At 69.6% G+C, this 26,149-nt stretch carries 30 protein-coding genes, 1 pseudogene and 1 riboswitch; of the genes and pseudogenes, 20 read left to right on the top strand and 11 right to left on the bottom strand.

The genetic code is table 11. The features are described from left to right. The first annotated feature begins 113 nt into the window (after positions 1-113). The 4 genes from AB0I88_RS22195 to AB0I88_RS22210 all read left to right on the top strand — a co-directional run bounded on the left by AB0I88_RS22195 (position 114) and on the right by AB0I88_RS22210 (position 5,015). On the top strand, positions 114-1,616 hold the full coding sequence (locus AB0I88_RS22195; RefSeq protein ID WP_361027475.1) for an IucA/IucC family protein: 1,503 nt from the start codon (positions 114-116) through the stop codon (positions 1,614-1,616). 22 nt (positions 1,617-1,638) lie between these two features. Continuing rightward, entirely contained in the window at positions 1,639-3,237 is a 1,599-nt protein-coding gene (locus AB0I88_RS22200; protein ID WP_361027478.1) for an IucA/IucC family protein, read from the top strand. Then, a complete protein-coding gene (locus AB0I88_RS22205; protein WP_361027481.1) occupies positions 3,230-4,354 on the top strand; it encodes a type III PLP-dependent enzyme in 1,125 nt (374 codons plus the stop codon). Before AB0I88_RS22200 ends, AB0I88_RS22205 begins: the two co-directional genes overlap by 8 nt. 76 nt (positions 4,355-4,430) lie before the next feature. Continuing rightward, positions 4,431-5,015: a hypothetical protein gene (locus tag AB0I88_RS22210; RefSeq protein ID WP_361027483.1), complete on the top strand. Its 585-nt coding sequence runs from the start codon at positions 4,431-4,433 to the stop codon at positions 5,013-5,015. 164 nt (positions 5,016-5,179) lie between these two features. Here AB0I88_RS22210 and AB0I88_RS22215 read toward each other — a convergent pair whose 3' ends face one another. The 3 genes from AB0I88_RS22215 to AB0I88_RS22225 form a co-directional block, all read right to left on the bottom strand. Continuing rightward, the gene (locus AB0I88_RS22215) at positions 5,180-6,175 is read right to left on the bottom strand and encodes a MerR family transcriptional regulator (protein ID WP_361027486.1); all 996 of its coding nucleotides are present in this window, start codon (positions 6,173-6,175) and stop codon (positions 5,180-5,182) included. Beyond that, positions 6,162-6,800, bottom strand: a complete 639-nt coding sequence (locus tag AB0I88_RS22220; protein ID WP_361027489.1) for a HEAT repeat domain-containing protein — start codon at positions 6,798-6,800, stop codon at positions 6,162-6,164. The genes AB0I88_RS22215 and AB0I88_RS22220 overlap by 14 nt, the downstream gene beginning before the upstream one ends. Positions 6,801-7,182: 382 nt before the next feature. Further along, positions 7,183-8,082: a phosphotransferase gene (locus AB0I88_RS22225; RefSeq protein WP_361027492.1), complete on the bottom strand. Its 900-nt coding sequence runs from the start codon at positions 8,080-8,082 to the stop codon at positions 7,183-7,185. 60 nt (positions 8,083-8,142) lie between these two features. Between AB0I88_RS22225 and AB0I88_RS22230 the strand changes: the two genes are divergently transcribed. From AB0I88_RS22230 to AB0I88_RS22240, 3 genes are all read left to right on the top strand, one after another. Continuing rightward, complete coding sequence (locus AB0I88_RS22230; RefSeq protein WP_361027495.1) at positions 8,143-8,718, top strand: sugar O-acetyltransferase; 576 nt, start codon at positions 8,143-8,145, stop codon at positions 8,716-8,718. Then, on the top strand, positions 8,715-9,284 hold the full coding sequence (locus AB0I88_RS22235) for a TetR family transcriptional regulator (protein WP_361027497.1): 570 nt from the start codon (positions 8,715-8,717) through the stop codon (positions 9,282-9,284). Before AB0I88_RS22230 ends, AB0I88_RS22235 begins: the two co-directional genes overlap by 4 nt. Before the next feature lie 75 nt (positions 9,285-9,359). Continuing rightward, complete coding sequence (locus AB0I88_RS22240) at positions 9,360-10,538, top strand: MFS transporter (protein ID WP_361027500.1); 1,179 nt, start codon at positions 9,360-9,362, stop codon at positions 10,536-10,538. Positions 10,539-10,720: 182 nt separating this feature from the next. Here the strand turns inward: AB0I88_RS22240 and AB0I88_RS22245 are convergent, their stop codons facing one another. Both AB0I88_RS22245 and AB0I88_RS22250 read right to left on the bottom strand, forming a co-directional pair. Next, positions 10,721-11,281 carry a GNAT family N-acetyltransferase gene (locus AB0I88_RS22245; protein ID WP_361027503.1) on the bottom strand — a complete coding sequence of 187 codons (561 nt, stop codon included), beginning with the start codon at positions 11,279-11,281 and terminating at the stop codon, positions 10,721-10,723. A 200-nt stretch (positions 11,282-11,481) separates the two neighbouring features. After that, positions 11,482-11,769: pseudogene (locus AB0I88_RS22250) on the bottom strand (hypothetical protein); the annotation flags it as partial. A gap of 98 nt (positions 11,770-11,867) precedes the next feature. Here AB0I88_RS22250 and AB0I88_RS22255 point away from each other — a divergent pair. The 3 genes from AB0I88_RS22255 to AB0I88_RS22265 all read left to right on the top strand — a co-directional run bounded on the left by AB0I88_RS22255 (position 11,868) and on the right by AB0I88_RS22265 (position 13,296). Continuing rightward, positions 11,868-12,167 (top strand): hypothetical protein, encoded by a 300-nt coding sequence (locus AB0I88_RS22255; RefSeq protein ID WP_361027506.1) that lies wholly within the window; start codon positions 11,868-11,870, stop codon positions 12,165-12,167. A gap of 65 nt (positions 12,168-12,232) precedes the next feature. Continuing rightward, positions 12,233-12,715, top strand: a complete 483-nt coding sequence (locus AB0I88_RS22260) for a hypothetical protein (protein ID WP_361027508.1) — start codon at positions 12,233-12,235, stop codon at positions 12,713-12,715. A 104-nt stretch (positions 12,716-12,819) separates the two neighbouring features. After that, the gene (locus tag AB0I88_RS22265; protein WP_361027511.1) at positions 12,820-13,296 is read left to right on the top strand and encodes a DUF4279 domain-containing protein; all 477 of its coding nucleotides are present in this window, start codon (positions 12,820-12,822) and stop codon (positions 13,294-13,296) included. 221 nt (positions 13,297-13,517) lie between these two features. Here AB0I88_RS22265 and AB0I88_RS22270 read toward each other — a convergent pair whose 3' ends face one another. The 3 genes from AB0I88_RS22270 to AB0I88_RS22280 all read right to left on the bottom strand — a co-directional run bounded on the left by AB0I88_RS22270 (position 13,518) and on the right by AB0I88_RS22280 (position 15,410). Next, positions 13,518-14,135 (bottom strand): hypothetical protein, encoded by a 618-nt coding sequence (locus tag AB0I88_RS22270; protein WP_361027514.1) that lies wholly within the window; start codon positions 14,133-14,135, stop codon positions 13,518-13,520. Positions 14,136-14,265: 130 nt separating this feature from the next. After that, the gene (locus AB0I88_RS22275) at positions 14,266-14,466 is read right to left on the bottom strand and encodes a hypothetical protein (protein ID WP_361027517.1); all 201 of its coding nucleotides are present in this window, start codon (positions 14,464-14,466) and stop codon (positions 14,266-14,268) included. 191 nt (positions 14,467-14,657) lie between these two features. Beyond that, positions 14,658-15,410, bottom strand: coding sequence for a hypothetical protein (locus AB0I88_RS22280; RefSeq protein ID WP_361027520.1), 753 nt, complete (start codon positions 15,408-15,410; stop codon positions 14,658-14,660). A gap of 170 nt (positions 15,411-15,580) precedes the next feature. On the opposite strand from AB0I88_RS22280, the gene AB0I88_RS22285 reads away from it, so the two are divergent. Genes AB0I88_RS22285 through AB0I88_RS22295 form a run of 3 tightly spaced genes read left to right on the top strand, consistent with a single transcriptional unit; the run spans position 15,581 to position 16,883 of the window. Continuing rightward, positions 15,581-15,988: a hypothetical protein gene (locus AB0I88_RS22285; protein WP_361027522.1), complete on the top strand. Its 408-nt coding sequence runs from the start codon at positions 15,581-15,583 to the stop codon at positions 15,986-15,988. Between the two features lie 47 nt (positions 15,989-16,035). Next, complete coding sequence (locus tag AB0I88_RS22290) at positions 16,036-16,389, top strand: hypothetical protein (protein ID WP_361027525.1); 354 nt, start codon at positions 16,036-16,038, stop codon at positions 16,387-16,389. A gap of 23 nt (positions 16,390-16,412) precedes the next feature. Then, the gene (locus tag AB0I88_RS22295; RefSeq protein ID WP_361027528.1) at positions 16,413-16,883 is read left to right on the top strand and encodes a hypothetical protein; all 471 of its coding nucleotides are present in this window, start codon (positions 16,413-16,415) and stop codon (positions 16,881-16,883) included. A gap of 103 nt (positions 16,884-16,986) precedes the next feature. Here AB0I88_RS22295 and AB0I88_RS22300 read toward each other — a convergent pair whose 3' ends face one another. Further along, the gene (locus AB0I88_RS22300; RefSeq protein WP_361027531.1) at positions 16,987-17,568 is read right to left on the bottom strand and encodes a hypothetical protein; all 582 of its coding nucleotides are present in this window, start codon (positions 17,566-17,568) and stop codon (positions 16,987-16,989) included. Positions 17,569-17,779: 211 nt separating this feature from the next. Here AB0I88_RS22300 and AB0I88_RS22305 point away from each other — a divergent pair, with 211 nt between their 5' ends. Continuing rightward, complete coding sequence (locus AB0I88_RS22305) at positions 17,780-18,067, top strand: DUF4287 domain-containing protein (RefSeq protein WP_361027534.1); 288 nt, start codon at positions 17,780-17,782, stop codon at positions 18,065-18,067. 509 nt (positions 18,068-18,576) lie between these two features. Here the strand turns inward: AB0I88_RS22305 and AB0I88_RS22310 are convergent. Then, the gene (locus tag AB0I88_RS22310) at positions 18,577-18,993 is read right to left on the bottom strand and encodes a GNAT family N-acetyltransferase (RefSeq protein WP_361027537.1); all 417 of its coding nucleotides are present in this window, start codon (positions 18,991-18,993) and stop codon (positions 18,577-18,579) included. Between the two features lie 96 nt (positions 18,994-19,089). Then, entirely contained in the window at positions 19,090-19,593 is a 504-nt protein-coding gene (locus AB0I88_RS22315; RefSeq protein WP_361027540.1) for a DUF4142 domain-containing protein, read from the bottom strand. 337 nt (positions 19,594-19,930) lie between these two features. Here AB0I88_RS22315 and AB0I88_RS22320 point away from each other — a divergent pair, with 337 nt between their 5' ends. The 6 genes from AB0I88_RS22320 (at position 19,931) to AB0I88_RS22345 (ending at position 26,039) form a co-directional block, all read left to right on the top strand. Further along, positions 19,931-21,418: an endo-1,4-beta-xylanase gene (locus AB0I88_RS22320; RefSeq protein ID WP_361027543.1), complete on the top strand. Its 1,488-nt coding sequence runs from the start codon at positions 19,931-19,933 to the stop codon at positions 21,416-21,418. Then, positions 21,408-21,914, top strand: a complete 507-nt coding sequence (locus AB0I88_RS22325) for a cellulose-binding domain-containing protein (protein WP_361027547.1) — start codon at positions 21,408-21,410, stop codon at positions 21,912-21,914. The genes AB0I88_RS22320 and AB0I88_RS22325 overlap by 11 nt, the downstream gene beginning before the upstream one ends. 429 nt (positions 21,915-22,343) lie before the next feature. Further along, a riboswitch (cyclic di-AMP (ydaO/yuaA leader) is annotated at positions 22,344-22,521 on the top strand. A 6-nt stretch (positions 22,522-22,527) separates the two neighbouring features. Further along, positions 22,528-23,091: a C40 family peptidase gene (locus AB0I88_RS22330; RefSeq protein WP_361027550.1), complete on the top strand. Its 564-nt coding sequence runs from the start codon at positions 22,528-22,530 to the stop codon at positions 23,089-23,091. 178 nt (positions 23,092-23,269) lie between these two features. Next, positions 23,270-24,184, top strand: a complete 915-nt coding sequence (locus tag AB0I88_RS22335) for a F510_1955 family glycosylhydrolase (protein ID WP_361027553.1) — start codon at positions 23,270-23,272, stop codon at positions 24,182-24,184. Between the two features lie 53 nt (positions 24,185-24,237). Beyond that, a complete protein-coding gene (locus AB0I88_RS22340) occupies positions 24,238-24,936 on the top strand; it encodes a response regulator transcription factor (protein WP_361027556.1) in 699 nt (232 codons plus the stop codon). Continuing rightward, on the top strand, positions 24,936-26,039 hold the full coding sequence (locus AB0I88_RS22345; RefSeq protein WP_361027559.1) for a HAMP domain-containing sensor histidine kinase: 1,104 nt from the start codon (positions 24,936-24,938) through the stop codon (positions 26,037-26,039). Before AB0I88_RS22340 ends, AB0I88_RS22345 begins: the two co-directional genes overlap by 1 nt. Positions 26,040-26,149 lie beyond the last annotated feature (110 nt).

The raw sequence follows: 26,149 nt of genomic DNA on the forward strand, positions 1-26,149 counted from the left end.
ATTTATCGGATTCGTGGCGTGGGGGAAACACACCGACCGAACCCCGATGTGACCACCACCGCTGACGATCGTCCCCCGCAGACACCCACACACCAGAGCATGACAATGGTGGAGTGCCGCACCCCACCGCCGACCCCGCCGGCACCCGAGCCCAACTCGCCGCCACCCACCCCAGCCTGCTCGACGCCTACGACACCGCCCTGCCCGGCGCCCACGCCGCCGTCCTCGCCCGGCTACTGCTCGCCCTCGAACACGAACCACTACCCGGCCTGCTCACCCGCCACCACCACGACGGCCACACCCACACCCGCTTCACCCACACCACCGTCACCTACCCCACCACCGCCGCCACCGCCTTCACCGAACCCGCCCCCGGCCTGACCGTCCACGCCGGCCACACCCCCATCACCGACCCGGCCACCCTCACCGCCCTGCTCTGGCCCGCCACCACCCTCACCGCCGAAATCGCCAACAGCGTCGCCAACCTCGCCCTCGCCCGCGCCGCCAACCCCACCCCCCGGCAGATACCCCACCCGGCCGAACCCGGCCGCCTCGAACAACTACTCATCGACGGCCACCCCCTGCACCCCTGCTGCCGCACCCGCACCGGCATGACCGTCGCCGACCAACTCGCCTACGCCCCCGAACACCAGCCCACCTTCACCCTGCGCCGCCTGCGCGTACCCACCGACCGCTGGTACGGCACCGCCCCACCCATCCTCTACGCCCACCCCTGGCAAGCCACCCGCCTGCTCGACGACTACCCGTGGCTCACCGACGACGGCCCCACCACCCCCGTCCGGCCACTGATGTCCCTGCGCACCGTCGCCCCCATCGACGGCGGCCCACACATCAAAACCGCCGTCGACATCCAGATGACCTCCGCCGTACGCACCGTCTCCCCCGCCGCCGTCCACAACGGCCCCCGCCTGTCACACCTGCTGCGCACCATCACCGCCGACCTGCCGATCGACGTACTCACCGAAACCGCCGCCGGCGCCGTCATCACCGAACACGGCCCCGACCGGCGCCTGTCCCACCTCCTCCGCCAACCCACCCCACCGGGCGCCATCCCCCTCGGCGTCCTCGCCGCCACCCCCGCCCTGCTCGCCCGCATCGACAACCCGTACACATTCATGCAAGACCTCGGCACCGTCCTGTTCGCCCCCCTGGCCACCGTCCTCGACCGCGGCATCGCCCTGGAAGCCCACGGCCAGAACACCCTCATCGTCCTCGACCACGGCCGCCCCATCCGCACCGTCTACCGCGACCTCGGCGGCATCCGCGTCCACCCCCACCGCCTCACCGCCACCGGCCACGACGTCCCCGACCTGCACGGCGACCTGCCCACCGACGACCCCACCGAACTACGCACCAAACTCGCCGCCGCCGCCCTCGCCACCGTCGCCCGGCAAACCATCACCGCCCTCGCCACCCACCGCCACGCCGACCCCGCCCGGCTCTGGCGACTGCTCGCCACCGCCCTGCACCACGCCGACCCCGCCCTGCGCACCGACCCACTCCCGGTCAAAGCCACCACCGCCATGCGCCTGGCCCCCGACCCCCTGCACGACCGATGGACCCACCTGCCCAACCCCATGGCGGCGTACGCATGAGCCACCCGCGGAAGGACACCCGATGATCCGCAGCCTCACCAACGGCCGCCTCGCCGCCGCCGCCGCCCACACCGAAGCCGCCCTCACCGTCCACGCACCCCACCTCGTCAACGGCTTCCTCAACAACCTGCCACACGCCGCCGACACCGTCGGCCGCCGCCTGCGCGCCGCCCTCGTCCGCGAAAACCTCACCCCACCGACAGCCGGCGGCCGCACCCACGCCTTCAACCGCACCGAATACCCCCACGCCGGCATCGCCGACCCCGCCGACCTGCTCACCGGCATCGACACCACCGGCACCTTCACCCGCGAGATCCGCAACGCCGTCATCAACCTGGCCCTCGCCCTGGCCCGCCACGACGCCACCATCCCCAACGGCGCCGACCCCGACACCACCGCCGTCGCCCTCGAACGCCTCGCCGTCGCCGGCCACAACCTGCACCCCTGCGGCCGCACCCGCCTCGGCTGGGACACCAGCGACGTCCTCGCCCACGACCTCGAAGCCGGCCACACCCCGATCCGCTTCATCGCCGTCCGAGACCACGCCCACCTCGGCGACGACCTCGGCACCTGGCTGCACACCCACCACGCCGACCTACCACAACCCCCACCCGGCTACCGCCTGCAGCCCCTCCACGCCTGGCAACACGACACCGTCCTGACCCGCTACACCGACCTGTTCACCGACGGCACCCTGCAACGCCTCGACGGCCACCTCGACGCCATCCCCACCGCCGCCCTGCGCACCCTGCTGCTGCCCGGCGGCCACTACCTCAAACTCAGCCTCGACATCCAGGTCACCTCCACCCGCCGCAGCATCAGCGTCGCCGCCACCCGCAACGGCCCCACCCTCTCCCACCTGCTACAACGACTCCTCGACGACGACCCCGACGGCCACCGCATCCTGCTACTGACCGAACCCGCCGGCGCCGCCGTCCCCGCCGGAACCGGACGCGACCTGTCCGCCATCGCCCGCACCGGCCTCACCGGACGCCTACACCCCGGCGAACACGCCATACCCGGCGGCGCCCTGCCCGCCCACGACCCCAACACCGGCACCACCGTCCTCGCCGGCCTCGTCGACACCGCCGGCGGCAACCCCGCCACCTGGCTCACCGACTACACCCGACTACTACTGCCACCCCTGCTCCGGCTCGCCACCCACGGCATCGCCCTCGAAGCCCACCTGCAGAACTGCCTGCCCACCTTCATCAACGGCCACCCCCACCGACTCGCCCTGCGCGACTTCGCCGGACTCCGCCTGCACCCCGGCCGCCTCACCCAAACCGGCCACACCGTCGACCTGTGGCCCGGCAGCGTCATCACCACCGACGACACCGAAACCCTGCGCGCCAAACTCGGCTACACCGCCCTGCAAGCCCACCTCGGCGAACTCGTCATCCGCCTCACCGAAACCCACCACCTCGACGAAACCCACGCCTGGCAACTCATCCGCACCGTCATCGACGACACCTACCACACCCTCGGCGCCCACCCCCACGCCACCGCCGACCACACCTGGCTCACCGCCCCCACCGTCCCCCACAAAGCCCTCGTCCGCATGCGCCTCGCCGGCACCGGCGACATCCACATCCCCGTGAAGAACCCCCTCCATGACTGACCACACCGACCTGCTGCACCGCCTGCCCACCCCCCGCTGCGCCTACCTCTACGACACCCGCACCCTGCACCAACGCGCCACCACCCTGCGCGCCGCCCTGCCCACCGGCACCACCCTGCTCTACGCGATGAAAGCCAACGGACACCCCGACGTCGTCCGTACCCTCGCCACACTCTGCGACGGCGTGGAAGTCGCCTCCGGCGGCGAACTGCGACTCGCCCTCCAAGCCGGAGCCCGCCGCATCGCCTTCGGCGGCCCCGCCAAAACCGACACCGAACTCGCCGCCGCCATCACCGCCGGCGCCCAACTCAACGTCGAAAGCCCCCACGAACTACGCCGCCTCGCCGCCCTCGGCTACCGCGGCGACATCTGCCTGCGCATCAACCGCACCACCACCGCCCCGGCCGGAAGCCACACCATGACCGGCACCCCCACCCCGTTCGGCATCGACGAAACCCAGCTGCCCACCGTCCTGGCCGACCTACCCGACGGCCTCCGCGTCACCGGCTTCCACCTGCACGCCGTCTCCAACAACCTCGACGGACCCGCCCACGCCGCCTTCCTCACCGAAGCGATCACCTGGGCCCAGCAAACCGCCCGGACGTACGCGCTGAACCTGCACGTCGTCAACGCCGGAGGCGGCCTCGGCGTCGACTACCTCACCGACACCTCCATCGACCTCACCCCACTGTCGTCAGTACACATCCCCGACAACCTCGAACTCATCCTCGAACCCGGCCGCTACCTCACCGCCGACGCCGGCACCTACGCCACCGAAGTCCTCGACCTCAAAACCACCCACGGCCGCACCTTCGCCGTCCTGCGCGGCGGCACCCACCACTTCCGCCTCCCCGCCGCCTGGGGCTACAGCCACCCCTTCACCGTCCTGCCCATCGACGACTGGCCCCACCCGTACCCCCGCCTCGAAATCACCGACACCCACATCGACGCCGTCGGCGAACTCTGCACCCCCCGCGACGTACTCACCCGCAACCAGCACGTCACCCGCCTGCGCACCGGCGACCTACTCCTCTTCGCCCGCGCCGGCGCCTACGGCTGGGACATCTCCCACCACGACTTCCTACGCCACGACCCACCCACCTTCCTGACCCTCTAAGGGACACCGCATCCGGGAACTCTCCGGGTCCCCACCCGGAGGCGCACCAGGGCCACCCGGCACAAGGATCGTCGATATGACCCGCGCCGCCCTCATCCTCGGTCCCCTCGCCGTCGCCGCCTACGGAATCACCCGCATCATCGGCAAACTCGACGACCAGTACGGCCCCGGCCTCGACTGGCAACTCGCCCACCTCTTCGGCCTCGCCGGCATGCTCCTGTTCATCCCCGTCACCCTGCACCTGCGCGCCCACGCCCGCCCCGGCCCACTACGCGAGACCACCACCGCCGTCACCCTGCTCGGCCTGGCCGCCTCCACCGTCCAATTCACCGCAGACATGATCACCGCCGCGATCGCCGACGACCGCGCCGACATGAGCCGCCTGCAACAGGGCTTCTCCGACCTGCCCGGCATCCAACTCGCCGTCTACGACCTCGGCCCGCAACTGTTCTTCATCGGCATCGTCATCTTCGCCGCCCTCGCCACCCGCACCGGCCGCCTGCCCTGGTGGAGCCCCGCCCTGCTACTGGCCGCCGTCCTGCTCTCCGCCGCCGACCTCAACCTGCTCCCGGTCACCGGCGCCCTCATGCTCGTCGCCCTCGCCATCCCCCAGAACCGCACCACCGCACCCACCCCGGCCCACACCCACCAGCGAACCTGACCCAGCCGGTCGACAGCCCCGACCGCGCGCCTCCCGGGAACCCGGCCGCCACAGCAGCGCGCGTCTCTCGCACCAGCCCAGCGCGGTAACAGCGCCGCGCCTCCCGCCACAGCAGCGCGCGTCTCTCGCACCAGGCCAGCGCGGTAACAGCGCCGCGCCTCCCGCTAGCTCGACCGCCGCAGCAACGTCTCGGCGAACATCGCCACCATCCGGTCGCCGTCACCCGCCAACTCCTCCAGCAGACCCTCGGCAACGGTTCCCGGCATCTCCGCCAGCGCCTGAACCAGCCGGATCCGCACCGGCGGATCCTGCGCATGCGCGGCCAGCTCACCGGCCAGCGCCCCCATGATCCGCTTCGCGCGGCCCTCATCCAGCGCCAACCGGCCCAGCACCTCGGACGCCTCGACGTCGTTCACACCGGCGACCACCATTCCGACCAGCACCGGCACCGCACCGACCACACCCCGCGCCCCGAGAGCCAGAGCCGCCGGCCCCCGCACCGACATCTCCGCATCACCCAGCGCATCCGCCAGCACCGCCAACACCTCGTCACCGGGCATCTCACCGAGCGCCACCACCGCCCGCCGCCGCACCGCCGCATCCGGCGACACCACCCCCGCCGCCAACTCCGCCACCCCGTCACCACCGGCCCGCGCCAGCGCCCACCGCAACGCACCCGCCACGATCGGATCCGCCTCGGCCAGCACCGCCCCCGCCAACACCTCCACCGGAACCGGCACATCATCACCGGACAGCACCGCCTGCTGCCGCCGCCCCGCATCCGCCGACCCCAAACCGTGCAACAACTCCACGATCCGCAACACCTCCGGCCACCCGGCCGGACCCGACGCGTCCACCGCCCGCAACCGCTCCAACAACTCCTGCTCACGGCGCAGCCGATCCTGCGTCCACCGGATCAACTCACCGATCAGCGCCGCCGGCTCGAACCCCGGATCCTCCAACGCCTGCCCGACCTGCCGCAACGACAACCCCAGCGACCGCAACGCCTCCACCTGGAAGATCCGCCGAATATCCTCCGGCCGATACTCCCGATAGCCACCCACCGTCCGCCCGGTCGGCCGCACCAACCCCAGCGACTCGTAGTGGCGCAGCATCCGGGAACTCACCCCCGAACGCCGCGCCACCTCACCGATCAGCACCCGGAACCCCCGGCCCCAACGCCACCATCCGGCTCGCCTCATGCACCGCCGCGTCGAACCCGGCCTCCGGATCCCGCAACAACACCTCCGTCGCCGCCGCATGCTCGCGCACCGCCGGATCCGCACTCTCCCGCGCCCCCGCCAGCACCGGCTCGATCACCTCCCCGAGCCCGACCAGCGCCCGGCTCAGACTCAACCGCCGAGCCCGGTCACCCCGGCCCAACTCCACCGCCAGCTCCCGCGCCAGCGCCGCCCGCTCCGACTCCGGCGCCAACGCCACCGCGGTACGCCACGCCGTCCGCGCCACCTCGTCGTCGCCGTCGTGCAGCAACCGCGGGCCGACAGCCTCATACACACTCCGGTCACCGATCTTCGACAGCGTGTGCAACGCCTGACCACGCGCCTGCGCCGACTCCGAACCCAGCTCAACCCGCAACCGCGGCACCGTGATCTCCGCCGGCAGCCGCGTCAGCGCCCACGTCAGCATGTCCCGGACGAAGAAGTCCGGCTCCACCGCGCACCGCGCCACCAGCACCTCCAACAGCCCCGGATCCGCACTCGTCCCCGCAGCCATCACCGCCCGCAACCGCACCGACGACACCTCAGCGTTCAACCCCTCAACCATGCCCCCAGTCAAAACCCTGTCATCGTGACAAGGTCAACCCCGAACCCTGCTCGAGACGAACACGGCCCGCCCGGCCTCGGTCTTCTGTCACCCGCCGGCGTACCCGCGAGACTGTGGCGATTCTCGCGGTCGTCTTCGGCTGGCCGTCGGCGCTGTTCCGGCACGGTCCAGCCGGCCGCGCGGTCCCGGCCGGTCGTAGGTGCTGTCCCGCCGGCGCTGCGAACGGACGCACCAGCATCTGAGGAACGCGAGCGTGGCACGGGCCGACCTCATCCTCGCGTACCGCCCGATCGCTCTTCGATCTCCTGGGTTGTCGGCGAAGCCGTCCTTTATGGGTTCTGTGGTGCGGCTTGCCGCACCACCCTTAAACCATCCTAGGATTCTAGGCGGCAAGGATGTTCGCCAGGCGGGCACGGCATTCGGCCACGAACGCCGGATACGTGTCCCAGTAGTCGGCGACTCCGCTCGCGGCCACCGCGACGGCCCAGGCGCGAGCGCGCGTCCAGGTGGCGTCGTCCAGATCCACCCCGTTCCAGTACGCGTGACGCGCCCCCGCCGGCAGATCCCACACCGCCGCATGCTCGGCGTCCGGCCACCCGACCGTGAGACTGCCCCAGTCGATCACCGCCCGCAGCCGTCCCGACTCCCCCACCAGCAGGTTCGTCGGCTTGAGATCGGCATGCATCCACACGTGAGCGGTCGGCGGGTCCGGCAGCGCCAGCCCGGCCCGCCAGTACGACTGCAGCGTGTCCACGTCGAGCCCGTCCCCGGCGAGTCTCCGGCAGTCCGCCAGCGCCGTGCTCACCCAGCCGTCGCAGTCGCGCAGGCTGCCACCGCGATACCAGCTGTACTCCCCGGCCCGCCGCGCCCCCATCAGGTCGATGCCGTGCAGCACCCGCACGAATCCGGCCAGATCGGTGCCGAACGTCACCCAGTCCCGAACGCTGTCCGGTGACGCCTCGGCCCCGTCCAGCCACCGGTACACCGCCCATGCGGACGGGAACTCCGGCGCCGGGGTCCCCGCGTACACCGGCGCCGGGATCGCACACGGCAGCAGCGGCGCCAGCCGGGGCAGCCACCGCTGCTCCTTGCGCAACGGCGCGGCCCGGCCGGATGTCCGCGGCAGGCGGATCAGCAGGTCCGGACCCAGCCGATACATCGTGTTCTCGGTGCCCGCACCGGCCCTGGCCAGCGGCAGTGCGGCCCATTCCGGACGCTGGGCACGCAACAACGCGTGGATCACGGACTCGTCGACCGCCAACTCATCCTCATGCAAAGTCACCGAAGCATTCTGTCCCAGACGCTATGTACGAGCGTACACATGATGTGTACGATCGTACGCATGAGCAGCGACACCCGCACCATGCGCGACCGGATGCTCGCCGGCGACCTCTACATCGCCGACGACCCCGAACTGACCGAGAACAGCCTGCACGCCATGGACCTCACCGACGCCTACAACGCCACCTCCGCCCGCAACCCCACCGAACGCCGCCGCATCCTCGAAGAACTCCTCGGCGAGATCGGCGACGGCGTCGAGATCCGGCCACCACTACGGGTCGACTACGGCACCCACATCCGCATCGGCGCCCGCACCTTCGCCAACTACGGCCTCATCGCCCTCGACGTCGCCCCCATCACCATCGGCGAAGACGTGCAGATCGGCACCAACGTGCAACTGCTCACCCCGACCCACCCGGTCGACCCGCAACCACGCCGCGACAAATGGGAGGCCGCCGAACCCATCGTCATCGGCGACAACGTGTGGCTCGGCAGCGGCGCCATCGTCCTGCCCGGCGTCACCATCGGCGACAACACCGTCGTCGGCGCCGGATCGGTCGTCACGAAGGACCTGCCCGCCGACGTGGTGGCCGCCGGCAACCCGGCACGCGTCATCCGTACCATCCAGCATCGATGAGCGACCCCGCGCCCACCGCGACCGCCCGGCGGGCCCGGCGCCACGACCCGCACCGCCGCGACCGCCTCATCGACGCCGCACTGCGGGTGATCGCGCAACACGGCGTCGCCGGGACCACCCACCGCGAGATCGCCCGCGCCGCCGACGTGCCGCTCGGCTCGATGACCTACCACTTCGCGAACCTCGACGAAATCCTCGCCGAAGCCTTCACCCGCCACGCCGACGGCATCGCCCACGTCTTCGACGCCCGCCTCACCGCCGCCCGCACCCGCGACGAAGCCGTCGAAGCCGTCATCACCCTCGTCACCGACGACCTGCTCAGCCCCGGCCACGACCTGGTGCTCACCGTCGAACTCTACGTCGCCGCCGCCCGCAACCCCCGCCTCAAAGCCGTCACCCAGGCCTGGATGCAGCGCAGCCGCACCGCCCTCGAAACCCACTTCGACCCCACCACCGCCCGCGAGATCGACGCCCTCATCGAAGGCCTCACCCTGCACAGCGCACTCTCCACCGACCCGATGACCCCGGCCCAGATCCGCCACGCCATCGAGCGCTACCTGCGCTGACAGCCCCTCTCCCCACCCCTCATCGGTACGCCGTGAGCGCGGCCCTCGCGCCGCCCGCCACACCCGGAGTCCACCTTGACCACCGTCACCCCGGCCGCGCCCACCCGGCAAACCCGGCACGCCCGCGCCGCCGTCGCCACCCTCTTCCTCACCAACGGGGCGATCTTCTTCAACGTCGTCCCCCGCTACCCGCAGATCAAAGCCGACCTCGCCATCAGCAACACCGCCCTCGGCACCGCCATCGCCGCCTTCCCGGTCGGCGCCCTGCTCGCCGGGCTCCTCGCCACCACCGCCATCCGCCGCTTCGGCTCCGCACGCACCGGCGCCTTCGGCATCGTCCTCACCACCGTCGCCACCCTCGGCATCGCCGTCGCCCCCAACGTCTGGACACTGGCCGCCGTCCTGTTCACCGTCGGCGCCCTCGACTCCATCGTCGACGTCGCCCAGAACACCCACGGCCTGCGCGTCCAGCGCCTCTACGGCCGCTCCATCGTCAACTCCCTGCACGGCGTCTGGAGCATCGGCGCCGTCCTCGGCGGCCTCATGGGCTCCGCCGCCGCCGGCCTCGGCCTGCCCCTCGGCCTGCACCTGACCATCTCCGCCGTCCTGTTCAGCACGGTCGCCCTGATCGCCTACCGCCACACCCTGCCCGGCCCCGACGACACCGAACGCACCGGCGGCAACCCCGGCCACGTCTCCACCCACGCCGTACCGCTGCTCGCCGTCCTCGGCGTCCTCGCCGCCTGCGGCGTCCTCGTCGAAGACGCCGGCGCCTCCTGGGGCGCCATCTACCTCACCGAACTGCACGCCGGCGCCGCCACCGCCGGACTCGCCGTCGTCGCCCTGCAAACCGCCATGACCATCGGCCGCCTCACCGGCGACCGCGTCGTCGACCGCTTCGGCCAGCGCACCGTCGTACGCGCCGGCGCCGCCCTCGCCGCCGCCGGCATGGGCGCCGCCCTCGCCGTCCCGTCGATCCCCGCCACCCTCACCGGCTTCGCCCTCGCCGGCCTCGGCGTCGCCACCCTCGTACCGGCCGCCATGCACACCGCCGACGAACTGCCCGGCCTCGCCCCCGGCACCGGCCTCATGGTCGTCAGCTGGCTGCTGCGCGGCGGCTTCCTGCTCTCCCCACCCCTGGTCGGCTACCTCGCCGACCAGGCCGGCCTCCGCACCGGGCTGCTCACCGTCGTCGCCGCCGCCCTCATCACCGTCGCCCTGGCCCGCGTCCTGGCCGACAACCACCGGCGATAGCGCGGGCCAGGAGCCGGGCGTGCTGCAATACCCGTGACCACCGGATGCCGACGGCGCCGCAAACCTGGATCCGCACCCGGCGCCACGCGGTGACCGAGTTCGAGACCCCGAAACCACGAGATCCTTCGCCATTCGTACACCGTGACAACGGCTAATAGGCAGCCGGAAGCCCCCTTCCCGGCCTACCCCGCCGCGAAAGAGCCGGCGCCGATCCGGTAGACGACGCTGTGCCGTAGCGGTCCGGGAGGCACGCTCAGGTCGTCGAAGTCGGCCGCCGGGTCGTGGGCCATGCCGAGCCGGCTCATCAGGGCCCGGGACCGCTCGTTGCCGGCCACCGAGATCGCCAGAACCTCCGGTAACCGCAGCGTCCGGAAACCGTAGGCCAGCACGGCCCGGGCGGCCTCGGTCGCGTATCCGTGGCCCCACGCCGACCGGGCAAGCCGCCAGCCGGCCTCGACACCGGTCACCGGCGCCTCCTCGTCGACCGGGTCGAGCCCGGCCATACCGATGAACTCGCCCGTCGCGGTCACCTCGACCGCCCACCAGCCCCAGCCGCGCTCGGCCAGCTCAGCACGGAAGCACTCCAGGCCGGCGGCGGCCTGCTCACGGCTGAGCAGATCCGGCCAGAACTCGCGGACCCGCGGATCGGCGTTCATGGCCGCCCAGACGTCCAGATCGCTGTCCAGCCATTGCCGCAGCCGCAGCCGTTCGGTGGTCAATTCGGTGAACCGCTCAGTCGTCATCCTCCGTCATCCTCGCCCCGCCTGGTCGCACTGTGCCGTGGACGGTATGCGATGTCGCGCGACCACCGGTGTTCAGGCCTCCTTCGGCCGAGGCGAGACCGGTCCCTCACGCGAAGCGGTCTTGGTGTGGTCGGCGGAGCCGTCCTTCGGGTTCTGGGCTTGTGCGGCTCGCCGCACAGCGCCTACGGCGTCCTAGGATGTTAACTTGGAGCGACCGGCGATAGGTGACGTCTGAGTCGGCGTGTGGTGGGCCGAGTGTCCCAGCGGTAGAGGGTGCGGGCTTGTTGGATGAGTCGACGTACGGTGACGATGGCGGCGGCCAGGTAGAGGTCGAAGTCGATTATCCGGGCGTCACGGTCGGTGCACCGGCGGATCTTGCCGAATCCGTTCATCCACGAGTTCGTCCTCTCTACCACCCAGCGTTTGCCGATCAGGATGGGTGCGGGTACGCCCTGGCAGGCGATCTGCGCATCCGAGAATCCGTCTTGTCCGGATCTTGGACGCCTGCTGCCGGTCGCTCTTGTCCGCTTCCGCTCGAGATGAGTGCATGCACAGGACGCGAGGTTCTTGCCGGTAATCTTGCCCGATGCAGCCGAGTGACGCCCCCGGGGTCTTCTCCAATCGGTTCGCCGACGCCACTCCGCCAGAGACCGGAGGGCCGGCTCGGGACCGTTGCACCTGCGTCGGTCACTCGGTCGAGACTCGACCGGCGACCGTCCGATTCCACACGGAACGGCAGGACACCACCGCTCCGGGCTGGCTGCGGCTGATCGATCTTGTTGACGAGGCCGCAGCGGAGAAACGAACGGTGTTCAAACCGTTCGTCGAGATGACCTCAGCACAGCGGCGGCAAGTCATCACGCTGCCCCCAGCATTGCGAAACTGACCGAAGTCAGGCACCTCGTTCTCTACGGCACCAACCTGGTGCGGATCCCCCCGGAGATCGGCGCCATGTCCAGTCTGGAGGTCTTCGAGCCGTACACCTCACACCGCCTGCACTGGTACCCGTTCGAGTTGACCCGCTGCACCCAGCTGCGGGACAGCACGGTGAGCACCAGGGCCCTGTATGGAAACTTCAAGCATCGGCCGCCATTCCCCGCGCTACGACCGGTCACTTCTATCGCCGAGGCCTCTTTTGACGCGCTGGACCCCGGCATCTGGGGAACCGAAGCCGTCCGCACCTGCAGCGTTTGCGATCAGCGCATCGGTCAACAATTTCACCAGGCATGGATTTCCCACCGCGTCGGCACCGACGTCCTGCCAATGCTGGTGAACGCTTGCTCGTCCACTTGCCTCGATGCCCTGCCCGAACCGGCCCGTGATCATGTGCAGACAGCACACACCGGCGGACCCAAAATCATGCAACCACCCGACTACCGCACGCTACGGCAACAGCGGCGACAAGCTCACGCCGGCGAGCCGGGCAACGCCTGACCCGCCACCAGAATCATGGGCGGGCCGACGGTCGTACCACCAGTAGACAAGGCCCGGTCAAATATCGGGCATCCGCGGACCACGACGGCTTCTATCCTTCATCGGTGCACGTCAGCCAGTACGCCTACTTCGCCCTATTCAGCCGCAGCACCTCGGCGACCGAGATGGCGGCCATCCTCGGACTCGAGCCCGACGAGACCACCGTCCGCGGCAGCCGCCGCACCGAGCCTAAGGCCATCCCGGTCCAACACTGTTGGAAGATCGTCTGCCGGGATCCGGGGCTACGTGTTGACGAGCAGGTCGCCCGCATCATCGAACGGCTCACGCCGCACACCGCAGCGATCGCCGCACTGGCCCGCCGCTTACACACCGAGGACGAAGAATCTGGCACCGTCGTGGAAGTCGTGCGCTACTTCAACGACCAAGAGGCCGAGCAGCACGATCGCAGCGCCGCCGTCGGTGAGGCCCCGAACCTATTCGGTTGGCATCTCGACCGGGAGGTTCTGAACTTCCTCCTGGCCACCGGAGCGGTCTTGGACGTCGACGAGTACGACATGACACCGGATTATGCCGAGGACTGAGCCTCAAACCGCCGTCGGGCAAGCCAGATCGGGCAGGCCCTCGGCATAGGTCGGTCTATGACGATGTCGTCACAGACCGACGAACCGGGCTACATGGAACTCGACAAACGCGGTGCTGAGCTGCTTTTCCCAGGTGTTGACCGAATGGGAGGAGAAGGCGTCTGTTGCGATCGCCTCCAACGAATCGTTTTCGAAGGCGCACATGTTCGAGCGGACATGTGTCAGGCGCTGCCGAATGTGGACGGGTTCGCCGACAGTCCGGGATGGTCGACGTTGTCGACCGCCCTTCGACGGCGAAACCAAAACGACATTTCGTGAGTTTTGCGCTGACGATGACCTCGCTTGTAGAGGCGTTCGGTGGCGGCGTCGATGTCGACCTTTTTCACCTTTTCTGCGAATCTCTCATAGGAGTTCAAAAAGGAGCTCTGCGAACCGCGATTCTGTCGCTCTGCGTAAACGTACGGGGCAATGCAGTCCCAGGTTCGCACCATTCGGTATTCAATCTGCACGGCAATGAAATCCCAGTCGGCCACGCCGTATTCGGCGAGACATCCCAGATGCTGGTAGTAACAACTGATGTCGTAGGCGCAACTACGGAGAGGTTCAGGGAGATGCATGAAGCCAAGCTTGACATCCTGTTTGGGTAGCTCCTCCCAGAGCTCCGCTTCTTTGCGCGTGAACTCTCCCGTTCGTTGCGCTTTCATCGCCTCGAGCACGATGGGTAAATGGTTGGCGTTGTGGTTCAGCCGAAGTGACCGCCATGTCAAGATTGACGATGCGGCGACAGCAGCTAACGCAACTAGCAGGGCCATCACGTTGATCATTTGTGAAACGTCCACCGCCAACTCCCTAAATTGCACCGGTGCTCGTAGAGTACGCAAGCAGAGCAAGCGATCGGATGGGATACCCATTGATCGGATCACTTCCGACCGTTTATGCCCTTGCCGACGGGAACGCCCGCGTTATCGATCACCAAGAGAAGATCATTTGATCCTCGGTGCTGAAATCGGCGAGCGCGGGAGGGCCAATGTGGTCGGCGAGGTGGATCAGCGGGGCCCGCGGGTCGAGGCCGAGTGCGGCGGCGACGAGCTTGGGGGCGAGGGTGTTGACCAGGTCGACCAGGCGGGTGCTGCCGATCGTGCGTGGTGGGACCCCGCAGCCGTCGAGCACGTGGCTGATGTAGGCGGTCGAAGCCGGTGCCTGTCCGTTCTTCGCATGAGGGCATGCCGGTAGTGGGAACCGCCACGGTCGTCGATGTCGTCGCCCGGTCCTGACGTCGTTATCTGGCTCGTCGCGGGTTGTCCTTGATCACCGCTCCAGGGCCTTGCAGCCTGAGCCTCTTCCGCGACTGCAGCGTGTCCCTAACGGCGCGTCCCGTCCTCGACCACCCAACGTAGGAAGTCGTACGTTTCCCGGCCGCGCTCGGTCGTATCGTCGTAGAGCGTGGGCTTCTGCGGGTGTTCGCGGATGCGGAGAGCGTCGAGGCCGAGCCGGTGCCATCGTGGGTCCAGCTCTTCGGCGATGTAGCGGCCGGCACCACTCTTTGAGGTCAGCTCGCCTTTGGCAAGCAGATGATGCAGGCGCGCAACGCCGAGCACCACCCATGCGACGGACGGTTCATGTCCTCCGACTGCCTCGAAACCCGCTTGTTCGATCTGCGGTATGGAGGAACGCCAGTAGGTGTCGAGGTTGTTGCGGGTGAACTCGTGCAGCTCGGAGGGGTCGGTGTGGACGGGCGGCAGCTCGCCGCGGATCACGACAGCGCGTTCAGCCAGCTCGTGCCAGGTGACGGGATTGATGTCGACCCTACCCTCCGGGTCGAACTCGCCGCCGAAGAAGGCCGGCCGTCGCCCCACAGTCAGCGCCGAGACGGCTAAGTCCTCCGGCGAGCAGTGGAAGCCGTCGAACGTCACGCCGGGGTGTCGCGCCTTGGTCGCGTAGTGGGCTTCGGCGAGAGCGTCATGGTCGGGTGGCTGGGCCCATACCCCGACGAAGTCCACGTCGCTGCCGGCGAAGAACTCGTCCCAGCAGAGCGAACCGTGCAGGAACAGTCCGGCGAGCGCACCGGGCCGGCGAGCATCGACTTCTCCGAGGAAGGTGCGGGCGACATCCACGGCCCGGCACATTAGCCGCATCCGTCAACGCGGCTCAGACACCCTGGCCCAGCTTCACGACGCGTTTGGATCGGCGTCACGGTGACGCCGATCCGAACCCCAGACGAAAGCTCCGAGTCCTGTCTCATCTGATCAGTCGCAGTCTCACTTGATCTGACGCAGATCGGGCCATGTCGGTGGTCGTTGATGTCTGCGTGGTGATGAGTGCGCCGGCTGCGGCGGCCGGTTGGATGTCCGGCCCCGAGTTCAGCCTCGCCTATCTCGAAGGCTGCGAGGGTGGGGTTCGCGAGTGCCGCGTCCCGCTCACGGTGGGCTGGACTGCCGCGTTCGAAACTGTGGCTCCGGTGCGCGATTTCCCGTCCTACCACGGCCAACGGAGATTCTCCGGTAGCTGGTGGGCGGCGACGACCGGGGAGTTCGTCGGATTCGAGTCCCGGCTGGAGCGGGACCGGATCATGCTGTTGGACTACGAACCCGGCGGATCCCAGGAACCGATGGCCAGATGGATCCGCGAGCAACAGCGACTGCCGATCAGCCCACACGCCGTCGAGTGGCAACGGCTACGCAAGGACGGTTGATCACCGCTGAGTAGAGTGACCTCGCCGTCGGCCACGGAGGACGAACCATGACCAGTGACCGGACACCCACCGTGGTCCTGGACTCAATCAACGAGATCCGTGCCTTGCACCGCCTGCTCATCGAGCGCAAGTTCGACGGCACGGAGAACGAGTTCTTCGGCAGTCCGCTCATCGCCGCAGTCCAGCACCGCCTGGCCGACGCCCTCGCCACGGCCGAGCCGTCCAAACCCTGGGCCGCTTGGAGAGACACCGCAGGTCACAGCGAAAAGATCGATAAGGTCCGCAACCACATTGCCGGTCTCGGCCGGTTCTGGGCAGAGGCGGATGCCACCACACGCCGCAAATACGTCCTCGACCTCCTCGCCCGCTGCTGCCGGACGACACGCTCCTTCACGAACTGACCGCGTAATCCGCAGGGGAAATCATGCGATACATCAAGATCATCCGAGGACGCGACGGCAATGCGCTGGACGCAACCGGATACCTGGACGCGATCAGTACGTTCGCCGAACGGCTGCCACCTGGCGCGCGTGTATATGCCACGGATCCGCAGCACTACGACTTCTTCGGCCGACGGTGCGTCAAGGATCTCAAGCCGGTGGCCCTGACTCTAGGCGATGGTGACGGGAAAGCATGGGCTGAGCTTCGCCTGCAGCACAACTGCTGGAAACACGAGGAGAACCTGACGATCCGCTACAGCCACGTCCACAGCGTCACAATGGATCCCGACACGGCGGATGCGGACGTGGACAGCCTTCTCGACGTGATGCTTGACGAGGTTCTGCCCCATGAGCAGGGATGCAGCCACGAAGTCGCGTTCCTTGCTGGATCACTAACTATCGTGGCTGATGATCTGGTAGCCACCTGGACCGAAGCTGGTTGCGAGAATCGGTAGGGCTCCGCCGCAATCCAGGCGCCGGCCAGCGCCATGATCAATGAGACTGTGTCCCGTCGACCATCTCACTCAAGATGACGCACCCGAGGTCAAGGTCGGCTACCTACGTCAGCTTGTTTGAGACAGGACATCCGACGGTGCCAGATTCGCGCCAGCTGCGGAAATACTGACGGCATCGCGTATTGAGGTGTTCGGAGTTCGGGACGGGTGACGGCCTACCGGTTCCAGCCCGGACAGCATTCGGACCTGCCGGCGGGTGGCGAGGAACCGGAATCATCAGCGAGAGTGAACAGGCCCGGCTCGGTCTCGCCACCCGGCCCTGCACCGCCAGCTTCTTCAATCGGCCACAGGCCCGCTCCACCCGCCGCGTCACCCCCGGGTCCTCACCCAGCGCTGCCACCACGTCCTTGCACCGCACCGGCCGGCCCGCCTCCGCCAGGATCGTCAGAAGCTGATCCATCATGATCGGTTCCGGCCGCAGATCATGACCGACCGGCACCGCTCCGGGAAGTTCCTCGGCCAGCCCGGACAACACCTCACGCGCGACCGCGAGCCGGTCGACCTCCCGCCGGCAGTCATCGATCAACACCATGAGCCGATCGGCTTCCTCCTCCAGTCGGGCCACCTCGGCCCGGCCCACCGCTTCCCGCTCACCGAGCAACCGCAGGATCTGCTCACGATCCACCCGCCACCCCCTACCGAAACCGGTCAATTAACCCATACCAACCGGTCATCGGCACCGCAACAGGTAAATATCGGCCCCCATCACGCAGATCACTCAGCCACCCTGGCAGCCTCCCACGGAACACCCCGGTCGCCATGACGCGAACCCGAAAAGAGTCGTACCCCGTCGTTACGATCCTGTTCCTCACATCCGCCACAGTCAGGAGCCCAGCATGTCCTTCCAGGCATACCTCGATGCGATCGAGGCCAAGACCGGCAAGATCCCGGCAGACCTGGTCGCCGAGGCACACACACGCGGCTACGGCGCCGATACCAAAGCGGGCGATATCGTCCAATGGCTAAAGCACGACTATGCGCTCGGCCGAGGCCACGCCATGGCCCTCGTCCACGTGATCAAAAATGGCACGACGATCAGTGACAAGCACCTCGGCACCGGCACCACGCACAGCGACCCCAGCACCGAGCTGCGGCTCGATGGCAAGGCCAACCGGGGCGCTTGACGGCGGCGGTTCACTCACGGTCAGAGCCATAAGACCTTTCAAATGGCACGGACCACACCAATTCACCGCGGCCACCACGTCCCCGCACACGGCGGCAACCGCCTCGCCCGTCGCATTCCAGGCTCGTCGCCTCGGTTCACTGGGAGCGGCGCCCCGCGCGCACCGGGCGGGGCGCGGGAGTCCCGCTCGTGGTGAACCGGGGCCGCCGTCGGGTATCGGGGCACCGCACGCGGGCACGGAGCCCCCGAGAACCCGGCAAGCCGCAGGGCAGGGCACCGGTCATCGGCGACCGCAACAGGCCGACATCGACCCCCATCACGCAGGTCACTCAGCGAAAACGCACCCACGTTCGCCTTGGTGCTGACAGCGGACGCGGGTCTGTTCGGGCCTGGTCAGTCGGTGCGGCGCACCCGGGCGCGTTCGGGCCGGATGGTCTTGTTCAGGTCGGGCCACGACCGGGCCGGCGTCGACCGCCTCGGGCGCCGCGGCGGCTTCGACGCGGAACGGGCTCAGTCCTCGGTGACGGCGCCCCGCATCGGCTTGGTGCACAGCACGTCGGGGCAGGGCAGGTAGCCGAGTTGCCGCCAGAACCGCAGCCCGGCCTCGTTGTCCGGCAGCACGAGCAGGTTGACCCGCGGGCAGCCGAGGCGAACGAACCGGGCCTCCAGCTCCTCGACGAGGCGGGTGGCGATGCCCTGACGGCGGTGGTCGGGGTGAACGGCGAGGCGCAGAATCCAGCCACGACGGCCGTCGTAGGCACCCATCACCACTCCGGCGATCCGGCGGCCGGTCTCGGCGACGAGGAACAGTTCGGGGTCACGGCCCAGTTTGGCCTCCAGTTCGGCACGCGGGACGACCTCCCGGCCGGCGGCCTGCCATACGCGGGTCACGGTGTCGTAGTCACGCCACTCGAATTGCCGGATCACCGCGACCCCTCTCCTATCGGTGAAGCCCTGGTGGCGATGCGATCCTTCGCACCACCGCCAGGGCTTCCTAGGATTCTAGTCTGACAAGGGTGCTGCTCAGGCGGCCGCCGCACGCAGCAGTCGCTGATGTTCGGCGAGGACCGCGGCGGCCTTCTCCGCCACGCTCCTGACCAGTGGATCGCTACCCTCGGCCAGCTGGGTCGCGACGAGCCGGCCGGTCTCCCGGCTCACGGTCAGCTGCGTGTCGATGAAGAGGTCGTCGATGGCCCCCTTCCCCGCGGCCGCGTAGCGCCCGGCCAGGGCGGTCTGTTCGGCGGTGGCCGTGTCGGGCAGCCTGACCTTCAGTTTGCGGGCCGCTTCGGCGAGGGCCGCGTTCAGGTGGATGTGGTCCCGCATCAGGGTGGCCGCCAGCTTCTTGACCTCGGCGTCGCCGGTCTTGACCCAGGCGATCCGGCCCTGTTCGACCTCGGCGTTGTGGATCTGGTGGGCGGCCCGCAGGAACGCGGTGTCCTGCTCGGATGGTTCGGCTTGGGCCGCGGTCGCCGGCAGCCCTACGAGAGCGGCGGCGCCGATGGCGGCCGCGATACGTCGCAACAGCATGTCAGCAGCCTAACTACGGCAAATCGTCATTTTCGGTACTCACCGGGTGCTGGCCCCGAGGTGCTCAACCGCCCGCGGGCACCGTGAGCGCCCGATACGACCCCGGCTTGGTCAGAGGTCCGCCGACCGAGCGGGCAGCCGGTGACGGCGCGCGTCAGCCCGGCGGCCGCGTCGCGGCCGGGACGGCGCAGCGAGGCCGCGTGGCACGGCGGGACGGGGTGGTTCGGCGGGGGCGGCGCACGGCGTACCGATGAGAGAATTGACGCCGTTGTATTGGGAGCGCTCCCATGCAACGATGTCGCTCTATCCCCGTCACGACGCCCCGAAGGAGCCGCGAATGCGTGCTCTCCCACGGCTGGCCCTGGCCGCCCTCCTGGTGGCGATTCCGGCAGCCGCCGTCACCGCCACCGTGGCCGCGCACGCGGCCGAGGACCCCACCCTCATCACCGTCCTGACCAGCGACTTCGAGGATGGCACCGCCCAGGGGTGGGCCGGCCGGTCGGCCGAGACGGTCGCGCACAGCACCGCCGTGGCGCACGCCGGCACCGGCAGCCTGCTCGTCTCGGGGCGGACCGCGGCCTGGCAGGGGCCGTCGCTGGACGTGCTGGACACCTTCGAGAAGGGCACCGCCTACACCATCTCGGTGTGGGTGCGGATGGCCGAAGGCTCGGACAACGCCCGGCTGAGCGTGGAACGCCACACCGGTGGCGTCGCCGCCTACGACCAGATCGTCGGCAACACCGCGGTGACCAGCGGATCGTGGGTCAACCTGACCGGCCGGTACACACTGGCGACCGACGTCGACCTCCTGCGCGTCTATGTGGAGACGGCGTCGACGACCGGGTCCTTCCACATCGACGACGTGACCGCCGGTCATGTGCCGGCGCTACCGGTCCAGACCGGCATCCCGTCGGTGAAGGACGTGGTCACCGAGTTCCCGGTGGGCGCGGCGATCACCGGCGCCGAGACCGTGACCGGACATGGGCAACTGCTCACCAAGCACTTCGACACCGTCACCCCGGGCAACGCGCTCAAGTGGGACGCCACCGAGCCGTCCGAGAACAATTTCACGTACGCCCAGGCGGACCCGCTGATGACGTTCGCGAAGGCCAACCGGCTCGCCGTTCGCGGGCACACGCTGGTCTGGCACAACCAGACACCGGCGTGGGTGTTCACCGGCGCCGACGGCCAGCCGATGACCGCCACCGCCGAGGACAAGGAACTGCTGCTCGCCCGCCTGGAGAACCACATCCGCAACGTGGCCGCCCACTACGGCACCGACATCGGGGTCTGGGACGTGGTCAACGAGGTGATCGACGAGGGTCAGGCGGACGGCAACCGGCGCAGCGGCTGGTACACCGTGACCGGTCTCGACTACATCCGCACCGCCTTCCGGGTGGCGCGCGAGGCGGCCCCGCACGCGGTGCTCTGCATCAACGACTACAACACCAACGTCACGGCCAAGCGGGACCACCTGTTCAACCTGGTCAGCACGCTGAAGGCGGAGGGTGTGCCGATCGACTGCGTCGGGCACCAGATGCACGTCAACGTGAACTGGCCGAGCGTCGCGGAGACCAAGGCGATACTGGACAAGTTCGTGCCGCTCGGCGTGGACCAGCAGATCACCGAGATGGACGTCAGCATCTACACCGGCAACAGCGAGAACTTCACGACCCCGCCCGCGGACCGGCTGCTCAAGCAGGCGTACGTCTACCGGGACATGTTCGCGCTGTTCCGCCAGTACCCGGGCGAGATCACCTCGGTGACGCTGTGGGGCCTGGCCGACGACAAACACCTGGCTGGACACCTTCCCGGTGACCCGTAAGGACGCGCCGCTGCTGTTCGACACCAGGTTGCAGGCCAAATCGGCGTACTGGGGTGTGGCCGACCCCAGCAAGATCGGGACCTCGCCGTCGCCCAGCACGTCGTCGGGCTCGGCCTCGCCGTCGGCTTCGGTTTCGGCTTCGGCTTCGGCCAGCGCCGGCCCGTCTGCCGGCACGGCGTCGTGTGCCGTCACCTACCGGGTCACCGGCAGCTGGCCCGGCGGGTTCCAGGGCGAGATCAAGATCAGCAACACGGGTACGGCCGCGTACAGCGGCTGGAGCCTCCACTGGCAGTACACCGGCGGTCAACGGATCACCCAGCTGTGGGGCGGCGCGCACACCCAGTCGGACACCGTGGTGACCGTCACGAACGCGTCCTGGAACGGCGGCGTCCCGGCCGGCGGCTCGACCACCTTCGGGTTCCTCGGCAGCTGGACCGGCGGCAACCCGGTTCCGGCCGCCTTCACCGTCAACGGGAGCGCCTGCACGATCCTCTGAGTCACCCCGCGCCGCTGTCCCGTCCTCGAGGGCGGGACAGCGGCGCTGGTTCGGGCCGGGTCGTCGTAGCGGGCAGGGCGGGCTGGACGGTCGGTCACTTTCGGCGAACCGGCGGTCGCACGGGCACGCGGACCGGGGGATCACTGCCGGGGCCACGCAGAGCGACCGTCCAGCTTTCGTCGTGTTCCCTTTCACAGATCAACACCACCAGAGGGTCACCAACCACGTTCGCACCGTGTCGACAAACCTCGCACCGAGCTTCCAAACCGGACATCACCCAGTGCCGTCGCGACCGTGCGTGACGAATGCGGCGGTCGGGAACCGTCGCGAGCTGGGCTATCAAGGAGGAGCGGCGGGCACCAGCCCGCCGGTCGTGCCGATCCGGACCACGCCGAGCCCTGCCCCGGTCCGGCGGCACGCGCCCGCATGACGAGTCATGAGGCAACCGGGGGCAGGGACGGGGGAACCACATATCGGTCCTCGACCGGCACGCCGCACGCGGCGGCCGGACCACGAGGGCCTTGGGGTGAAGCCGCCGACGTGCGGCCGGGCAATCCTTCGCGCCCGAATCCGACAGCTAACCCCGCAGGCGTGCCGGAGGGATTCCTTCACCGTGCGCGTAAGCACCTCCGACCGGCCCGCCCGTACCCTGGGAACCGGCACCGTAGCCCTGTCCGTGGGTCTCGGCCTTCTCACCGGAGGGCTGGGCACACCGCAGTCGGCCTCCGCCGCACCGCGGACGTCCACCATCGCCGTCACCTGGGCAAAGCCACAGGCCGGCACCACCGTGAGCACGGCCACCGTCACCGCCAAGGCACAGGCGGCGGCCGGCGCCCGGGTCGTGACCGAGGCGGCCCGGCACAAGGGCAAGATGTACAAGTTCGGCGCGGCCGGGCCCAAGCGGTTCGACTGTTCCGGCTTCACGCTGTACGTCTACAAGAAGGCGGCCGGCAAGAAGCTGCCGCACAAGGCACACTCGCAGCAGCGGTACGGCAAGTCCGTGGCCAAGTCGAACAAGCGCCCGGGTGACCTGATCATCATCCGCAAGGGCACGCGCGGCGTCCACGCCGGCATCTACGCCGGTGGCGGCAAGATGTGGTCGGCGCCGCGCACCGGCAAGTCCGTCTCCAAGCAGAAGATCTGGAGCAGGAACTACGTGGTCCGGCGCCTGGTCTGACCTCGGTGTGGCGCCGCCCGCACTCGCCGACGTGGCCGGGTGCGGGCGGCGCTGTCCGCGACGGCCGGCCGCCGGATCTTCAGAGAATCTTCATGGTTTGCCGGGGCGTTCGTTGACGGCGACCGCCGACGGTGGACAGGTCAGTTCTTCGCCGGCATCGAGAAGCGGACCGCCACACATGCGCCAGAACGCAGCAACCGCCCGCCCCGCGACGCGGCAGGCCACACGCCCGCCGTCACCGCGTGCCGCCGCACGATGGCCGATCGTCGCCGGCCTGGTCGTCGCGGCGCTGGCAGCGGCCCTGGTCGCGTACGCGGTACGCAGTTCCGCCCCCGACAGCCACCCGACGGCCGACGGGTTCGGCCACGTGCACGGCATGGCCGTCGACGACACCGGCGCCCTGTTCGTCGCCACCCACGTCGGCCTGTACCGCGTCCAGGACCGGAACACGGCCGTGCGGGTGTCGGCCGAGACGCCGGATCTGATGGGGTTCACCACCGACGGGCCGGGACGGTTCCTCGCCTCCGGGCATCCCGGCGCACACGGCGACGGCCCGGCGAACCTCGGCCTGATCGAATCCACCGACGGCGGCGTGACGTGGCGCAACACCTCGCTGGCCGGCGCCGCCGACTTCCACGGGCTGCAAGCCGCGCACGGCGCCGTCTACGGCTACAACTCCACCGACGGCGTGTTCATGGTCAGCACCGGCCGGGAGACCTGGGACCGCCGGTCGGCGGGCGCGATGGGCGCGTTCGCGGTCAGCCCCACCGACGCGGACACGGTGCTCGCCGTCACCCGTGCGGGCCTGCAACGCTCCACCGACGGCGGGCGCACCTGGCAGCCCGTTCCCGGTGGCGGCGGCTTCGCCGCGATGTCCTGGACCACCGCCGGACTGTGGGGCATCGGCCCGGACGGCGCCGTCCGGCAGTCGGCCGACGGTGGCACGACCTGGCAGCAGCGCGGCACCGTGCCCGGCGAACCGCATGCGGTCACCGCCGGAGCGGGCGCCCTGTACGTGGCGGTCACCGGCGACACCATCTTCGCCAGCCGTGACAGCGGCGTCACCTGGGTCCCGCACTACTCGCCGCGCTGAACCGGCGCCGGCTGCCGCCCGCGGTCCCGGCCGCCGGGGCAGGATGGTGGATCGTGAGCACACAGATCCTGGTCGTCGACGACGAGCAGAGCCTGGCCAAGGTCGTCGCCAGCTACCTGCAACGCGACGGCCACCAGGTGCGATGCGTGTACGACGGGCCGTCGGCCGTGGCCGCCGCCCGCGAGCAGCCTCCCGACGTGGTGGTTCTCGACATCGGGCTGCCCGGCTTCGACGGCCTCGAGGTGTGCCGGCAACTGCGGACCTTCACCGACTGCTACGTCATCATGCTGACCGCCCGCGCCGACGAGGTCGACAAGCTCGTCGGCCTCGGGGTGGGCGCCGACGACTACCTGACCAAACCGTTCAGCCCCCGCGAACTCGTCGCCCGCGTACAGGTCATGTTGCGCCGGCCCCGCGCCACCACCTCCACCGCGGCGGTGGTCGAGGATCCGCCGCGCCGGTTCGGGCCGTTGAGTATCGACGTCACCGCCCGCGAAGTCCTGCTCGACGAGCGGCCGGTGCCACTGACCCGTACCGAGTTCGACCTGCTGGCCGCGTTGTCGGCCCGGCCGCGGCTGGCGTTCAGCCGCCGGCAGCTCATCGACGCCGTCTGGGGTGACGACTGGGTGGGCGACGAACACCTGGTCGACGTGCACATCGGCCACCTGCGCCGCAAACTCGGCGATCACGCCGCCGGCCCACGGTTCGTCCGCACCGTCCGCGGCGTCGGCTACCGGATGGGCGACGGCTGATGGCCCGCCCGCACATCGGGCTGACCGGGCGGCTGTTCGCCGCTCAGGCCCTGGTCGTGCTCGCCGGCGCCGCCACCCTCGGCGCGGTCACCGTGCTCGCCGGCCCGGCGATCTTCCACGAGCATCTGCGGCAGATCTCCCCCGCCGCCGGCGCCGAGGTCACCCACCACGTCGAGCAGGCCTACACGTCAGCCAACAGGATCGCCCTGGCTCTCGGGCTCGCCGCCGTGCTGGCGACGGCGCTCGCGGCGAGCGCGCTGCTGGCCCGCCGGGTGGCGCGCCCGGTCCGCGAGCTCGCCGCCGCAGCCGCCGACATCGCGGAAGGCCACTACGACGTCCGGATCACCGCCCCCGGCATGGGCGCCGACTTCGACAGCGTCGCCGCGTCGTTCAACGCCATGGCCGCCCGCCTCGCCGACATCGAGACCACCCGCCGCCGGCTGCTCGCCGACGTCGGTCACGAACTGCGCACCCCCCTGGCCACCATGCAGGCCTACGTGCAGGCCGCCCAGGACGGCGTCACCGTCGCCGACGAGGACACCTGGATCGTGCTGGCCACCCAGACCGAGCGCATGCAGCGGCTCGTCGAGGACATCGCCGCCGTCTCACGTGCCGAGGAACACCAACTCGACCTGCACCCGGTACGCGTCACCGCCACCGACCTGGCCGCCACCGCGATCACCGCGGTCCAGCCCCGCTACGCGGCCAAAGGTGTATCCCTCGAGCACGTGGCACGGCCGGACCGCACCGCCGTCGACGCCGACCCGGCACGGATGGCCCAGGTCCTGGGCAATCTGCTCGACAACTCTCTTCGGCACACTCCGCCCGGCGGCCACGTCACCGTCACCACCGGCAGCGACGGCGACAGCGCGCGGATCACCGTCACCGACACCGGCGACGGCGTCGCCGCGGAACACCTGCCGCACCTGTTCGAACGGTTCTACCGCGCCGACACCGCCCGCGACCGCCGCCACGGCGGCTCCGGCATCGGCCTGTCGATCGCCCACGCCATCGTCGCCGACCACGGCGGCCACCTCACCGCCGACAGCCACGGGCCCGGTGCCGGCGCCACGTTCACGGTGACTCTGCCCGCGGCACGGTGACGACCCCCGCACCGCCGCCGGGGCCGGCCGGCCCCGGCGGCGGGCCCCTCGCCCGGGGAGGTAAGCGGTTGGTGAGTGGTTGGCCGCGGCGCCCGCGGGGCAGCCGGCCG

The sequence above is a fragment of the Actinoplanes sp. NPDC049802 genome, from assembly GCF_040656595.1.
GTDB lineage: Bacteria > Actinomycetota > Actinomycetes > Mycobacteriales > Micromonosporaceae > Actinoplanes.